Source organism: Siccirubricoccus soli, from assembly GCF_024178315.1.
Taxonomy (GTDB): domain Bacteria; phylum Pseudomonadota; class Alphaproteobacteria; order Acetobacterales; family Acetobacteraceae; genus Siccirubricoccus; species Siccirubricoccus soli.
On the sequence record NZ_JAMZIK010000051.1, the window covers coordinates 47,945 to 61,715 of the forward strand.

Annotated in this window: 12 protein-coding genes; 1 reads left to right on the forward strand and 11 read right to left on the reverse strand. The window is 71.0% G+C overall.

Going from position 1 to position 13,771, the window contains the following annotated elements; translation table 11 throughout:
* Window positions 1-14 precede the first annotated feature (14 nt).
* From mazG to NJ376_RS08760, 9 genes are all read right to left on the reverse strand, one after another.
* Window positions 15-794 carry a nucleoside triphosphate pyrophosphohydrolase gene (gene mazG, locus NJ376_RS08720; RefSeq protein WP_252952852.1) on the reverse strand — a complete coding sequence of 260 codons (780 nt, stop codon included), beginning with the start codon at window positions 792-794 and terminating at the stop codon, window positions 15-17.
* 356 nt (window positions 795-1,150) lie between these two features.
* The gene (locus tag NJ376_RS08725) at window positions 1,151-1,951 is read right to left on the reverse strand and encodes an MBL fold metallo-hydrolase (protein WP_252952853.1); all 801 of its coding nucleotides are present in this window, start codon (window positions 1,949-1,951) and stop codon (window positions 1,151-1,153) included.
* Between the two features lie 5 nt (window positions 1,952-1,956).
* Window positions 1,957-2,736 carry a TatD family hydrolase gene (locus NJ376_RS08730; protein ID WP_252952854.1) on the reverse strand — a complete coding sequence of 260 codons (780 nt, stop codon included), beginning with the start codon at window positions 2,734-2,736 and terminating at the stop codon, window positions 1,957-1,959.
* Window positions 2,737-2,740: 4 nt separating this feature from the next.
* Window positions 2,741-4,276, reverse strand: coding sequence for a methionine--tRNA ligase (gene metG / locus NJ376_RS08735; RefSeq protein WP_456309138.1), 1,536 nt, complete (start codon window positions 4,274-4,276; stop codon window positions 2,741-2,743).
* 12 nt (window positions 4,277-4,288) lie between these two features.
* Window positions 4,289-5,314: a DNA polymerase III subunit delta' gene (locus NJ376_RS08740; RefSeq protein ID WP_252952856.1), complete on the reverse strand. Its 1,026-nt coding sequence runs from the start codon at window positions 5,312-5,314 to the stop codon at window positions 4,289-4,291.
* On the reverse strand, window positions 5,311-5,943 hold the full coding sequence (gene tmk / locus NJ376_RS08745) for a dTMP kinase (RefSeq protein WP_252952857.1): 633 nt from the start codon (window positions 5,941-5,943) through the stop codon (window positions 5,311-5,313). Before tmk ends, NJ376_RS08740 begins: the two co-directional genes overlap by 4 nt.
* Window positions 5,944-6,182: 239 nt before the next feature.
* Window positions 6,183-7,418 carry a D-alanyl-D-alanine carboxypeptidase family protein gene (locus NJ376_RS08750; RefSeq protein WP_252952858.1) on the reverse strand — a complete coding sequence of 412 codons (1,236 nt, stop codon included), beginning with the start codon at window positions 7,416-7,418 and terminating at the stop codon, window positions 6,183-6,185.
* Window positions 7,419-7,603: 185 nt separating this feature from the next.
* A complete protein-coding gene (locus NJ376_RS08755; protein ID WP_252952859.1) occupies window positions 7,604-8,509 on the reverse strand; it encodes a septal ring lytic transglycosylase RlpA family protein in 906 nt (301 codons plus the stop codon).
* Window positions 8,506-9,480 carry a lytic murein transglycosylase gene (locus NJ376_RS08760; RefSeq protein WP_252952860.1) on the reverse strand — a complete coding sequence of 325 codons (975 nt, stop codon included), beginning with the start codon at window positions 9,478-9,480 and terminating at the stop codon, window positions 8,506-8,508. Before NJ376_RS08760 ends, NJ376_RS08755 begins: the two co-directional genes overlap by 4 nt.
* 165 nt (window positions 9,481-9,645) lie before the next feature.
* Between NJ376_RS08760 and NJ376_RS08765 the strand changes: the two genes are divergently transcribed.
* The gene (locus NJ376_RS08765) at window positions 9,646-11,046 is read left to right on the forward strand and encodes an MmgE/PrpD family protein (RefSeq protein ID WP_252952861.1); all 1,401 of its coding nucleotides are present in this window, start codon (window positions 9,646-9,648) and stop codon (window positions 11,044-11,046) included.
* 150 nt (window positions 11,047-11,196) lie between these two features.
* Here the strand turns inward: NJ376_RS08765 and NJ376_RS08770 are convergent, their stop codons facing one another.
* Together NJ376_RS08770 and NJ376_RS08775 are read right to left on the reverse strand one after the other, a co-directional pair.
* On the reverse strand, window positions 11,197-12,363 hold the full coding sequence (locus NJ376_RS08770) for a beta/alpha barrel domain-containing protein (protein ID WP_252952862.1): 1,167 nt from the start codon (window positions 12,361-12,363) through the stop codon (window positions 11,197-11,199).
* Complete coding sequence (locus tag NJ376_RS08775; protein ID WP_252952863.1) at window positions 12,363-13,736, reverse strand: class II 3-deoxy-7-phosphoheptulonate synthase; 1,374 nt, start codon at window positions 13,734-13,736, stop codon at window positions 12,363-12,365. Before NJ376_RS08775 ends, NJ376_RS08770 begins: the two co-directional genes overlap by 1 nt.
* Window positions 13,737-13,771 lie beyond the last annotated feature (35 nt).

Genomic DNA, 13,771 nt, shown 5'->3' on the forward strand with positions numbered 1-13,771 from the left:
GCTTCCAGCCCGAGTCAGGCTTTCTCCTCCCGCTTCACCGCCTGCCACTCTGCCTCCATCCGCGGCAGCCCGGCATCTGCCGGAGTCAGGCCCTGCTTTGCCAGCGCCACTTCCACAGCGTTGAATCGCCGGATGAATTTGGCGTTTGCCCCGTGCAGCGCCTGCTCCGGATCGACATCGAGCTTCCGCGCCAGGTTCACCACGACGAAGAGCAGATCGCCCACCTCATCCGCCAGCCGCTCCGGCGCGCCGCCCGGGATCTCGGCCTGCAGCTCCGCCACTTCCTCCGCCAGCTTCTCGAGGACCGAGTCGGGGTCCGGCCAATCGAAACCGACTCGGGCGACCCGCTTGCTGATCTTCAGTGCCCGAGTCAGGGCGGGGAGGGCGGTCGGCACTCCGGCCAGGGTACCGCTCTCGGCCCGCGCCGATCGCTCGCCGGCCTTCAGTGCCTCCCAGCCGGGCGTGTCGCCCTCACCAAAGACGTGCGGGTGCCGCCGAACCATCTTGGCCGCAATCGCCGCCGCCACCGCCGCGAAGTCGAAGACCCCGAGCTCCTCCGCCATCCTGGCGTGATAGACGACCTGGAAAAGCAGATCGCCCAGCTCGTCCAGCAGCGCCGGCATGTCCGGCCCCTCGGCGATGGCGGCCGCCACCTCATAGCCTTCCTCGACGGTGTAGGGCGCGATGGTCTCGAAGCTCTGCTCCCGGTCCCAGGGACAGCCGCCGACCGGCGCCCTGAGCCGCGCCATGATGTCCAACAGCCGACGCAGCGCGGCCTCCGCAGTCTCCGTCATCACCAACTCTCCCAGATCCGGCCCACCGATATGGGAGCGGCGCCGTCCCGCCAAGCCCGAGGCCGGATCTGTCGGCACGCCGAGTCGGGCAGGGTGCCAGCCGGGAGTACGCTAATTGTTCTTGTGGTCGGCCGGCTCGGCCAGTCAGGCGACCGCTTCGGATACGCTACATCCACCAGCGCCGTGTACCGCATAAGACATATTATGGAAAATATCTGATTGGGGATAAGGCGCGGGAAAAGCTGGGGAAAGCCTCGGGTCAGATGTTCCTGTTCTGGCCGGGGCGTTGCCCGCCGGGGCCCCCGACCACGGGAACGAATGCCAAACACGGGACGCCAGACAAGGGCCGGCGCCGCTCAGCCCGTCAGCGGCACCTCCAGCCGCATGCCGTCGAAGCCCGGCTCGATGCCCGGCGGCAGCTCCCGCCGCAGCGCCTGGTAGTCCATGGCGGTGCCCATATGCGTCAGCACCACCCGCCGCGGCCGCAGCCGGGCCGTCCACTCCAGCACCTGCTCCAGATTGGCGTGCACCTTGTGCGGACCCTTCTGAAAGCAGCCCACCACCCAGGTATCCAGGCCTTCGAGCGCCGCCAGGCTCTCCTCCGGCAGCATCACCACATCCGTCGAGTAGGCGAAGCCACCGATCCGGATACCGAGGGTGTCCATCACCCCATGGTCCTGGCGGAAGAGCTGTACCGGCAGGCCGGCGATCTCCCTGGTCTGGCCGTACTCGATGCGGATCGGCTCCAGCGCCGGCCGGTAGAAGAAGGGCGGCGTCGGGCCGATGAAGGCGTAGTCGAAACGATCATCCAGCTTCTGGAGGGTGGTCCTGGTGCCATAGGCATCGACCGCCCGGCCGGTGATGCGGTTCACCTGGCGGATGTCGTCGATGCCCAGGATGTGGTCGGCATGGGCATGGGTGAAGACCACCGCCTCGAACCGCGCCGCCCCCACGGCCAGGAGCTGCTGGCGGAGGTCCGGCCCGGCATCGATCAGCAGCCGCCTTCCCTCCGGCCCCTCCACCAGGGCGGAGGTGCGGGTGCGGCGGTTGCGCGGCTCGGCAGGGTCGCACTCCCCCCACTCGCCCCCCTCGCCTGCCCCGCCCAGCAGCGGCACGCCGCCGGAGCCGCCGCAGCCGAGGAGGGTGACGCGCAGCATCGGTCTCAGGCCGCCTTCGGGTAGAGGCGGAGGAAGTTCGCCGTGGTCAGCTCCTCCAGCGCGGCCATGGAGAGGCCGCGCGCCTCCGCCAGCACCTTCGCCGTATGGGCGACGAAGGCCGGCTCGCAGCGCTTGCCGCGCAGCGGCACGGGGGCGAGGTAGGGGCTGTCCGTCTCCACCAGCAGCCGCTCCGCCGGCAGCTCGGCCGCCAGCGCCCGCAGCTCCGGCGATTTCGGGAAGGTCAGGATGCCGGAGAAGGAGATGTAGCCGCCCAGCGCCACCGCCTGCCGCGCCAGGTCCGGGCCGGAGGAGAAACAGTGCAGCAGGAAGGGGAAGGCGCCGCCCGCCTCATGCTCCTCCCGCAATATGCCGATGATGTCCTCGTCTGCCTGCCGTGCATGGATGGCCAGCGGCAGGCCGGTGGCGCGGGCGGCGCGGATGTGCCGCCGGAAGCCTTCCTGCTGCAGGTCGCGCGGGGCCTTGTCGTAGAAATAGTCGAGGCCGCTCTCGCCGAGGCCGATGATGCGCGGGTGGTCGGCCAGCGCGACCAGCTCCTCGACCGTCGGCAGCCCCTCCGGCTCGCCGGCATTGTGCGGGTGGACGCCGACCGTGCCCCAGACCGTGTCGGGAAAGCGCTCAGCCAGGGCCTTCACCGCTGCGGCCTGCGCGACGCGCGTGCCGATGGTCACCATGCGCCCCACCCCGGCCTCCCGGGCCCGGGCGAGGATCGCGTCGATCTCGTCCTCGACGAAGTAGTCGAGGTGGCAATGGCTGTCGATCAGCATGGCGTCAGGCGGCCAGTTCGATCTTGCGGAAGAGCGGGCTGGGCGGCGGCAGCGGAATGCCGCCCGGCAGCGGCGTCGCCAGATCGGCCAGCTTGCGTTGATCCTTCGGCACGCCGAGCTGGTCCAGCAGCGCGTCCATGGTGGTGGGCATGAAGGGCCAGAGGACGGTACCGAAGACCCGCAGCGCGTCATGAAGCAGACGCAGCACCTGCAACATCAGCACAGGATCGGTCTTCTTTAGCGCCCAGGGCGCCATTTGGGTGATGTAGCTGTTGGCATAGCGCACCTCAAACATAATATGCTCAAGGGCGGAATGAAACTGTTGGTCCTCTAGCGCTTTGCCAACTTTCTCTCTGAGATCACTGATGCCGCTGTGTAGCGTCGTGTCGTGCATCAAATGCGGATTCTCTATTGGGGCTGGCAGCTTCCCCTCGCAATTCCGCTGGATCAGCGAGAGCGTCCGGTTCGCCAGATTGCCCAGCGCATCCGCCAGCTCGCCGTTGGTCCGCCCGGCCAGGGCGGCGCGGGAGAAGTCGCCGTCATTGCCGAAGGGCACTTCGCGCAGCAGGAAATACCGCACCGGGTCCAGCCCGTATTCGTCGATCAGCGCCAGCGGGTCGATGACGTTGCCGAGGGATTTCGAGATCTTCTGCCCCTCATTCGTCCACCAGCCATGGGCAAACACCCGCTTCGGCGGCGCCAGCCCGGCGGCCTCGAGGAAGGCCGGCCAGTAGATGGTGTGGAAGCGGATGATGTCCTTCCCGACGAAATGCACATCCGCCGGCCAGAATTTCCAGCGCGGGTGGCTCTCGTCGGGGTAGCCGGCCGCGGTGATGTAGTTGGTCAGCGCGTCCAGCCAGACATACATCACATGTGCCTCGTCGCCGGGCACCGGGATACCCCAGCGGAAGCTGGTCCGGCTAATCGAGAGGTCGCTGAGCCCGCCCTTGATGAAGCTGATGACCTCGTTCCGCCGGCTCTCGGGCGCAATGAAGCGGCGATTGTCCTCGTAATAGCGCAGCAGCCAGTCCTGCCACTTGGACAGGCGGAAGAAGTAGCTCGGCTCCTTCACCCAGGCGACCGGGGCGCCGGAGGGGGCGTATTTCACCCCGTCCCGTTCGATCAGCTCGTCCGGGCCGTAGAAGGCCTCGTCGCGCACCGCGTACCAGCCCTCATAGGCGCCGAGATAGATCTCGCCCCGATCGGCCAGCCGCCGCCACAGCTCCTGGCAGGCCGCCTTGTGGCGCGGCTCCGTGGTGCGGATGAAATCGTCGTTGGAGAAGCCCATGCGCTCGGCCAGGACGCGGAAGCTCTGGCTCACCCGGTCGGTGAAGGATTGCGGGTCCATGCCCGCATCCTGCGCCGCCTTCTCCACCTTCTGGCCGTGCTCGTCCGTGCCGGTCAGGAAGAAGACCTCTTGCCCCTCCAGCCGCTTCCACCGCGCCAGCACATCGGTGGCGAGCGAGGTGTAGGCGTGGCCGATATGCGGCTTGTCGTTCACGTAATAGATCGGGGTCGTGACGTAGTAGGGTTTCGACATCGCCGCCATCTTTCAGCGAAGGGCGAGCTGGCCGAGTCCGGTCAGCACGGCCTGCTTGCGGTCGAGGTTCAACCGCTCCGTCTCCTCCGCGAGGAGGCCGAGCTTGTCCCACAGCCCCGCCCAGTCGGCAAGCGAACGCCCGCCGAGCCAGGGCGCCGCCGCCCCATCCCCGCCCCCTTGGCCGGCCGCCCGCAGCCCCGCCGCCAGTGCGCGCCGCAGCAGGGCGAAGAAGGTGCCGAGCGCCGCCGGGTCCCGCCGCCCCGCCACCTTCTCGGCGATCTCGAAGGCGAGGCGCGGGTCGAGGGCGGGCAGGCCGCGCAGCACCTCCTCGACCAGCGCCTGCAGGGCGAGCCCCTCGCCTTCCGCCAGGCTCAGCGCCCGGCCTGGGCTACCATCGGCGATCGCCGCCAGCCCGGCGCGCTCCTCGGCCGAGAGCTCCGGCAGCCAGCGGCCGAGCAGCCCCTCCATGGTCTCCTGCGGCAGCGGGTAGAGGTCGAGCCGCCGGCAGCGGCTGCGGATGGTCGGCAGCAGCGCCCCCGGCTGGCTGGTGACGAGGAGCTGCATGGTCCGCGGCGGCGGCTCCTCCAGCGTCTTCAGCAGGATGTTCGGCACCACCTCGCGCTCGGTGCGGTCCAGCTCCTCCACCACCAGCACGCGCCAGCCGCCCTCGGCCGCGGTATGCGCCATGAAGCGCAGCGCGGCGCGGGCGTCGTCGGCCCGCAGCACCTCCTTCTTCCCCTTGTCGCCGGTGTTCGGCGCCATGGTGAAGAGATCGGCATGGGCGCCGGCGGCGACGCGGCGGAAGGCAGGGTGGTCCTCCGGCACGAAGAGCGGCGCCTGGCCCGGCACCGGCTCCGGCATGCCGGCCAGCAGCCAGCGGGCGAAGCGGTAGGCGAGCGTCGCCTTGCCCACGCCGGGCGGGCCGGCGACCAGCCAGGCATGGTGCAGCCGGCCGGCGCGGGCGGCCTCCTCCAGCAGCTTCGCCGGCAGGTCATGGCCGGCGAGATCCGGGTTGGCGCGGGGCTCCGGTGGCGTCATGGCGGCAGCAGGCGGGACCGCACCGCGACCAGGATTGCATCGGTCACCGCATCGGCCGGCGGCGCGGCGTCGATGCGGACACAGCGCCCGGGATTCTCGGCCAGCACCGTGGCGAAGCCGGCCCGCACCCGGGCGTGGAAGGCGTCGTCCAGCCGGTCATAGCGGTTGACCTCGCCGCGGCGGAGGGCGCGTTCCAGCCCCAGCGCCTCCGGCACCTCCAGCATCAGGGTGAGATCCGGCGCCAGCCCGCCCAGCGCGGCGGCCGCAATGGCCTCGAAGACCGGCCGCGTCACGCCCTGGCCATGCACCTGATAGGCGAAGGTCGAGTCGGCGAAGCGGTCGCAGACCACCCAGATGCCGGCGGCGAGCGCCGGCGCGATCAGCCGCGCCACATGCTCCCGCCGCGCGACGAAATGCAGCAGGCATTCGGCGATGGGGTCGAAGCCGCGGGAGAGGATGAGGCCGCGCACCGCCTCCGCCCCCGGCGCCCCGCCCGGCTCGCGCGTCAGCAGCACGGGCAGGCCGGCCTCCGCCAGGGCGGCGGCGAGACGGCGGGCCTGGGTGGATTTCCCTGCCCCCTCCCCGCCTTCCAGCGTGATGAAGCGGCCCCGCTGCGCGGACCCGGTCACGACCGCCCCATCCGCAGCGCGCCACGAACCAGGCCCATGGAAGGCGCGGACCCGCTCTCCCCGCCGTCCCTGTGCGCGCCTCGGCAATCCATCGTCCGGCCCATCACCGCTTCGCTCATCGGGCCACCTTATAGCAGCCGCGCTGCCCGCTGCCCTGCCGCGGCAGGCTGTGCGAAGCCTCGGGCCACGCAGCGCCCCCGGGGGGAGCCCGCGAGGACACGAAGCGGCTTCGTGGGGCGTCAGCCCCCGCCCACCCAGCGGCCGATGACCGCGGGGATGCGGGCCACGAGGCCGAGCTTGTCCACATCCGCCCCCGCCATCAGCGGCAGGGACATGGGCGGCACGCCCTGGCCGGAGACCTCGAGCCGGCCGAGCTCCGTCCCCTTCAGCACCGGCGCCGCGACGGGCGCGTCATAGCGCAGCCGCGCCTGCAGGTTCCGCCGCCATTGCCGCGGCAGCGTCACCACCACGTCCCGTCCGCCGACCAGCGGCACGGTCGAGCGTTCCCCGAGATGCACCGGCACTTCCTCGATCACGTCCTGGGCGCGGAACAGCACGACGTTCTCGAATTCGCGGAAGCCCCATTCCAGCAGCCGCTCGCTCTCCTCCGCCCGCGCCCGCATGGAGGTGAGGCCGTTGAAGACCAGGATCAGCCGCCGCTCCCCGCGCTTCGCGCTGGCGGTCAGGCCGTAGCCCGCTTCCTCGGTATGGCCGGTCTTCAGCCCGTCCGCGCCCGGCACCCGGGCCAGGGTGGGATTGCGGTTCTCCTGGGTGATGTCGTTCCAGCGGAAGCTGCGCTCATTGTAGACGCGGTAGTAGTCGGGGAAATCGGCGATGAGGCGCTTGGCCAGCCGCGCCAGGTCGCGGCAGGTCATCCGGTGCTCCGGGTCCGGCCAGCCGGTGGCGTTGCGGAAATTGCTGTCGGTCAGGCCGATCTCCCGCGCCTTGGCGTTCAGCTCCTCGGCGAATTGCTGCTCGCTGCCGCTGATGGCTTCCGCCAGCACCACGCAGGCATCGTTGCCGGACTGCACGATGACGCCGCGGATCAGCGCCTCCACCGGGACGGTGGTGCCGATCTGGACGAACATCTTGCTGCCGCCCATGCGCCAGGCCCGCTCGCTGACCGGCAGCTCCTGCGACATGGTCAGCCGGCCCTGCTTCAGCCGCTCGAAGACCAGGTACATGGTCATCAGCTTCGACATGGAGGACGGCGGCATGCGTTCGTCCGCATTCTTCTCCAGCAGCACCGCATCCGTGTCGTAGTCGATCACCAGCGCCTGCTTCGCCTGGGTGTCCAGCGGGCCGAGCGGGGTGTTGGCCGGCGAGGTGGGCGGCGGAGCCGGGCGGGCGGCGGGCGCGGCGCGGGAGCCGCGCGACTGCGCCAGGGCGGGCAGCGGCAGGCTGGCGGCCGCGGCGGAGAGGACCACAGCGCGGCGGCCGGGAGAGGATTCGGCCGAACGGGTCGGGCGGGACATGGGACGGGCTCCTGGAGCGCTGGCGGCATCGATACGCCCGACGGCCGGGTGGGCTCAAGCGCTGGATGAAGAGAGGTCGCTAATGGGTTGCGAGGGCTCCCGGCGCGGGATCCCGTAGGGGCTCCGCCACCGTCGCCTTCGTGACCACTTCACGGATCGGCGGGCTCGCCCGGAGCCTCCGGGTGCTAATCCACGAGCAGCTTCGGATCCGGCAGCCCGCTCCGCCGGAGCTGCGCCAGCGCCTGGTCGGCCGCGGCCAGGTTCGGGAAGGGCCCCATGCGCACCCGGTACTGCACCTCCCGCCCGCTGCCGAAGCCCTCCACCCGCGCCCCGGCCCAGGCCAGGCTCGTCGCCTGGCGCTGCGCCTGGTCCCGCCGGAAGAAGGTCCCGGCCTCGATGACGATGCGCCCGGCCTCGGCCGGGTATTGCGTCACCTGCTCGGGCAGCGGGTTGGGTGGCAGTTCTGCACGGCTGGGCTCCTCGCCCGGCAGCGGCGCCGGACCGGCAGCGGCGCTGCGGCCCGCCCCCTGGCGCGCCCCGGGCGGGGGCGGCAGGGCCTCGCGCTGCACGGCGCCGCTCGGCGCTGCCGCCACCTGCAGCGGCGCCGCCTCCCGGCTCGGCAGGGCGCCGGCCAGGGCCCGGCTCGGCGCCTCATCCACCGCGATCCGGACCGGGATCGCCCCCTCCCCCGTCAGCCCCAGCAAACCGGCGGCCCGGGCCGAGAGGCCGAGGATCCGCCCCGGCTGCGCCGGCCCGCGGTCATTCACCCGCACCCGGAGCTCCCGCCCATTGGCCAGGTTCCGCACCAGCAGGATCGCCGGCAGCTGCAGCGTCCGGTGCGCGCCCATGAGCTGGTCGGGGTCGAAGATCTCGTTGCTCGCCGTCAGCCGCCCGGCCCGGCGGTCCGGCAGCCGCGTGGCGAAGCCGGTCTCCACCAGGGCGAAATCCTCGCGCGGATAGGACCAGACCCCGCCGAGGCTATAGGGCTCCCCCACCACATAGCGCGAGGGCGGCGGGGGCGGGCGGCGCTCGCAGCCCGCCAGGGCGAGGCCGGCCAGCGCGGCCAGCAGCAGCGCGGCGCCAGCCCTCATGCCACCCGATCGGAGAGCAGCCCGACCGCCAGCCCGTAATTCACCGGCGGGTTGTAGCGGCGGATGACCCGCAGGTTGTGATGGCCGAGGAAGACCTGACCGCCCCCCCGGTTCGGCAGGATGAGCTGCGTCTCGATCTCCGCAGGCGGCAGCGGCCCGCCATCCACGGCGCGGAACCCCATCCGGGCGAAGTCGCGCAGCGGCCGCTTGGTCTCGGTATCCGCGCCGGCCAGGGAGAAGCCCGCGGGCGGCAGGGTCACGCGGCCCCAGGGCTCGCCGTGCCGCCAGCCGCTGCGCTGGAAGTAGTGGGCGATGGAGGCCAGGGCATCCGCCCGGCTGTCCCAGATGTCCCGGCGGCCATCGCCGTCGAAATCCACCGCCAGCCGCTCGAAATTGCTCGGCATGAATTGCGGCTGGCCCATCGCCCCGGCCCAGGAGCCGCGCATCCGCTCCGGCGTCACGTCCCCGGCCTGCAGCACGCGCAGCGCCGCCAGCAGCTCGGTGCGGAAATAGCTGGCGCGGCGGCCTTCCCAGGCCAGGGTCGCCAGCGCCTCGATGACGCCGAAGCCGCCGGTATTGCCGCCGAAATTGGTCTCCACCCCCCAGATCGCCACGACGACGTGGGGGGAGACGCGGTAGCGCGTCTCGATCGCCCGCAGCAGCGTGGCGTTCTCCGCATAGCTCCGCTGCGCATTGGCGATGCGCGTCGGGGACAGCATGATGCGGTCCCGGTACTCCTCCCAGGAGAGGCCGCCCTCCGGCTGGCGCCGGTCCAGCTCGATCACCCTGGCATTGGGGCGCAGCCCGGCGAAGGCGCGGTTCAGCGTGGCGGCGGAGATGCCGGCGCGGCGGGCATCCGCCCGGACCCCGTCGAGGAAGCTTTCGAAGCCCTGCTCGGCCTGGGCGCGAGCCAGCGCGGGGGCCGCGGCGGCAATGCCGACTCCGGCCAGGAATGAACGCCTTGGAAGCATGGGGAGGAGAGGTGCCATGGCCGGAGTGTCGCTGCAACGCGGGCCGTGTTCCTGCGGGACAAGCCTTGCCGATCTCCTGACACCGCCTGCCCCTCCGGCGGCGTGGCCGGACTTGCCCTGAGGCGCCAGCGGGCTAGACTCCGCCAGGATCCGAGGAGGAAACCCATGGCCGCCGTCACCGCCGAGCTTGCCCGCTACTGCGCCAGCCTCGACTTCGCCAACCTGCCCGCCGAGGTGAAGGAACGGACGCGGTTCCTGGTGCTGGACCTGGTCGGCAACATCGTGCGCGGCCGGCACGATGCGGAGAGCACCCCCGCCCTGCTGAGCATGGCCCGCGCCCTCGGCCTCGCCGCCGGCGGCTCCGCCGTGCTGGGCGATTCCGCCCGCTACACGCCGGCCGGCGCCGCGATGCTGAACGGTGCCCTCGCCCATTCGCTGGATTTCGACGACACCCATGCGGCCGGCACGCTGCACCCGGGCGCCCCGGTGATCCCCGCCGCCCTGGCGGCGGCCGAGATGGTCGGCGCCGATGGCCGCACCGTGCTCTCCGCCATCGTCGCCGGCTATGAGACGACCTGCCGCCTCGCCCTCGCCCTGCCGGGCGGCGACCATTACGACCGCGGCTACCACCCGACCGCGACCTGCGGCGCCTTCGGCGCGGCGGCGGCGGCGGGGCGGGTCTGCGGGCTGGACGGGAAGGCGATGCAGGACGCCTTCGGCATCGCCCTGTCCCAGGCCGCGGGCTCCCTGCAATTCCTGGCCAACGGCGCCTGGACCAAGCGCTTCCAGGTGGGGTGGAGCGCGATGAACGGCCTGGCCGCCGCGACGCTGGCGCGCGAGGGCTTCCGCGGCGCCGCCGAGGCCTTCGAGGGCAAGGCCGGCTTCCTGCGCGCCTATGCGCCAAACCCGAAGCCGGAGCGGGCGCTGCAGGGCCTCGGCACCGAGTTCGAGCTGATGCAGACGGCGGTGAAGCCCTACCCCTCCTGCCGCTACGGCCATGCCGGCATCGACGCCGCCATCGCGCTGCGCGCCGAACTCGGCCTGAAGCCGGAGGAGATCGAGAGCGTCACCATGGGCCTGCCCAACAAGGGCATGCTGCTGGTCGGCGCCCCGCTGGCCTACAAGCAGAACCCGCAGAACGTGGTGGACGGCCAGTTCAGCGGGCCCTTCGTGGTGAGCTGCGGCCTGGTCTTCGGCCATATGGGCTGGGACAGCTATGCGCATCTGCAGCACCCGCAGGTGCGGGCCCTGCTGCCCAAGGTGAATTGCGTGGAGGATCCGGAGATCCAGGCGCTGTTCCCCACCTATATGGCGGGCAAGCTGACGGTGAAGGCGCGCGGCCAGGAATTCGTGAAGCTAGTGAAGGTGGCCAAGGGCGAGCCGGAGAACTTCCTCACCGAGGCCGAGCTGCGTGCGAAGTTCCACGGGCTGGTGGATGCGGTGCTGGGCGCGGAGCGCGCGGCGCAACTCGCCGACGCGGTGCTGGGGCTGGAGCGCACCAGCGATGTGAACAGCATGATGCGGCTGGCAGCGCCGATCATGGCGGCGAAGCTGGCGGGGGAGTGAACGCAGGGGGCTCTGCCCCCTGCAGCCCTGCCGGGGACCGGACCGGTCCCCGGTCTGAGTCGGCCGGTTCAACCGGACGCGCAGGAACTCACGGTTTCCAAAGGCCCTGCGGCCTTTGGCGCGGGGAGTTTGAGGGGAGCAGAGCTCCCCTCAACCATGCCCCCCGTTCTTCTTCCGCTCGCCATTCCGCCGCAGCAGGAATTCCCGCCCCAGCTTCACCCGCGGCACGCCGTCATAGGCGACGATATCCGCGGTGGCGTAGGTCTCGGACCAGCTATCCGGGATGAAGCTGCCGGTGCCGACCACGTCGATCGGCGCGCGCGCTTCCGCCATCACCCGGCACTTGCCGACGCCGAAGCCGGAGGAGGCGACGATGCGGACCTTCGGGAAGCCGGCCTTGTCCAGCTCCTCCCGCATCCGCCAGATGGCGGCGGCGGAGACACCGGTGCCGACCAGGTGGCGCAATTCCGTCTCGCTGCGGTAGCGGCGGATGGCGCCCGGCGCGTGGCGTTCCAGCACGGCATAGCTCTCGGCGGGATCGAGCCCTTCGAGGAAGCGGCCGCCATGCGTGTCCAGCCGCACCGCCAGCCTTCCGGCCGCCGCCAGTTCCGGGAAGCGCTGGCAGACGGCGATGCCGTCCGTCACCTCCCGTCCGAAATAGTCCACCAGCACCGTCAGCGGCTCGTCCGGATAGGCCTCGTGGAACATCTCGGCGGCACGCAGCGTGCTGCCGGCATAGCCGATCAGCGCATGCGGCATGGTGCCATAGCCGTGCGAGGCGCCGAACCAATGCGCCGTGGCATCCGTGGCGTTGCCGATGAAGCCCTTGGCCCCTTCCCTTTTCGCCGCCGCCCCGCCGACCGAGGCGGCATAGGCCATCATGTTCTGCATCTCGAAGCCGGCACAATGCCGCGCATCCATGGCCAGGAACCCCACCTCCGGCAGCTCCAGGCACATCTGGTAGGCGTTGTGCGCGGCGACGCAGGGCGGCCCCAGCTTCTGCAGATACAGCGTCTCGAGGTCCGAGAGCTCGATGAAGGAGCCGGTAATGTAGAGAATAGGGTCGCCCGCGCCGACCCAGGTCCCCTCTGGATGCATCAGCTCGATCTCGAATTGCGTGCCGCGGGCGGCGGCGACGCTCTTCAGCCAATCCAGCATCAGCCGCGGGGCGCTGACGACCGGGCGCCGCAGGAAGACCGCGTAGGTCACGCGGCAATCCCCGAAGCGCTGCACGATGGCACGCGTCCGGTTGAAATAGGCATCCGTCCGCGCCGTGATGGCGCCGTCGGTGGCCTCCACCGGCGGCTCCCCGGGCATTACTGGGCTGCCTGGGCCGGCTGCAGCGGCGTGCGCCGCGCCTTCAGCTCGGCCGCGATGAGGAAGGCGAGCTCCAGCGACTGCTCCGCATTCAGCCGCGGATCGCAGAAGGTCTGGTAGCGCAGCGAGAGGTCCGCCTCGGTCAGGCGGTGCGCGCCACCGAGGCATTCCGTCACCTCCTGCCCCGTCATCTCCACATGCACGCCGCCCGGCCAGGTACCTTCCGCCGCATGGCAGTCGAAGAAGCGCCGCACCTCGGTCAGCACCGCGTCGAAGGGCCGCGTCTTGTAGCTGCCGACGGTGGTGGTGTTGCCGTGCATCGGGTCGCTGATCCAGACCACGTTGCGCCCGGCCCGCCGCACCGCGCGCAGCAGCGGCGGCAGCTTCGCCTCCAGCTTGTCGGCACCCATGCGGGTGATGAGCGTGAGGCGGCCCATGGTGTTGGCCGGGTTCAGGATCTCGGTCAGGCGGACCAGCTCCTCCGGGTCCATGCTCGGCCCGACCTTCATGCCGATCGGGTTCTTCACCCCGCGCAGGAATTCCACATGTGCCCCGTCCGGCTGCCGCGTGCGGTCGCCGATCCAGAGGAAATGGGCGGAGCAGGCATAGTGGTCGCCGGTGGTGGAATCGACACGGGTCAGCGCCTGCTCATAGGGCAGCAGCAGGCTCTCATGGCTGGTGTAGAACTCCGTCTCCCGCACCTGCGGCAGGTCGGACATGCCGCAGGCCTGCATGAAGGAGAGGGTCTCGTCGATCCGGTGCGCCAGGTCGCGATAGCGGTCGCCGAGCGGGCTGCGCTCGACGAAGCCGAGATTCCAGCGATGCACCTGATGCAGATCGGCATAGCCGCCCGTGGCGAAGGCGCGCAGCAGATTCAGCGTGCCGGCCGATTGCATATAGGCGAATTCCATCCGCGCCGGGTCCGGGATGCGGGCCTCCGGCGTGAATTCCGGGCCGTTGATGATGTCGCCCCGGTAGGATGGCAGGGTGACGCCGTCCTTCGTCTCATTGTCGCTGCTGCGCGGCTTGGCGAACTGCCCCGCCATGCGGCCGAGCTTCACCACCGGGATGCCGCCGCCGAAGGTCAGCACCACCGCCATCTGCAGCAGCACCCGGAAGGTGTCGCGGATGACGTTGGCGGTGAAGTCGCCGAAGCTCTCGGCGCAATCGCCGCCCTGGAGGACGAAGCCCTGGCCGGCGCCGGCCTTGGCCAGCGCCGCCTGCAGCCGCCGCGCCTCGCCGGCGAAGACCAGGGGCGGCCATTTCGCGAGGCGGGCTTCCACCTCGGCGAGTTTGGCGGCGTCCGGGTATTCGGGCACCTGCTTGATGGGCAGGCCCCTCCAGCTTCCCGGGTGCCAGGCGCGCGCAACCATAGTCGTTTATCTCCCTTGGAACTGGGGATGATAGC

Bases quoted from the DNA above. Each gene is read 5' to 3' on its own strand.
- mazG (WP_252952852.1), bottom strand. From the start codon at position 794: ATGACGGAGACTGCGGAGGCCGCGCTGCGTCGGCTGTTGGACATCATG.
- NJ376_RS08725 (WP_252952853.1), bottom strand. From the start codon at position 1,951: ATGCTGCGCGTCACCCTCCTCGGCTGCGGCGGCTCCGGCGGCGTGCCG.
- NJ376_RS08730 (WP_252952854.1), bottom strand. From the start codon at position 2,736: ATGCTGATCGACAGCCATTGCCACCTCGACTACTTCGTCGAGGACGAG.
- metG (WP_456309138.1), bottom strand. From the start codon at position 4,276: ATGTCGAAACCCTACTACGTCACGACCCCGATCTATTACGTGAACGAC.
- NJ376_RS08740 (WP_252952856.1), bottom strand. From the start codon at position 5,314: ATGACGCCACCGGAGCCCCGCGCCAACCCGGATCTCGCCGGCCATGAC.
- NJ376_RS08750 (WP_252952858.1), bottom strand. From the start codon at position 7,418: ATGTCCCGCCCGACCCGTTCGGCCGAATCCTCTCCCGGCCGCCGCGCT.
- NJ376_RS08755 (WP_252952859.1), bottom strand. From the start codon at position 8,509: ATGAGGGCTGGCGCCGCGCTGCTGCTGGCCGCGCTGGCCGGCCTCGCC.
- NJ376_RS08760 (WP_252952860.1), bottom strand. From the start codon at position 9,480: ATGCTTCCAAGGCGTTCATTCCTGGCCGGAGTCGGCATTGCCGCCGCG.
- NJ376_RS08765 (WP_252952861.1), top strand. From the start codon at position 9,646: ATGGCCGCCGTCACCGCCGAGCTTGCCCGCTACTGCGCCAGCCTCGAC.
- NJ376_RS08770 (WP_252952862.1), bottom strand. From the start codon at position 12,363: ATGCCCGGGGAGCCGCCGGTGGAGGCCACCGACGGCGCCATCACGGCG.
- NJ376_RS08775 (WP_252952863.1), bottom strand. From the start codon at position 13,736: ATGGTTGCGCGCGCCTGGCACCCGGGAAGCTGGAGGGGCCTGCCCATC.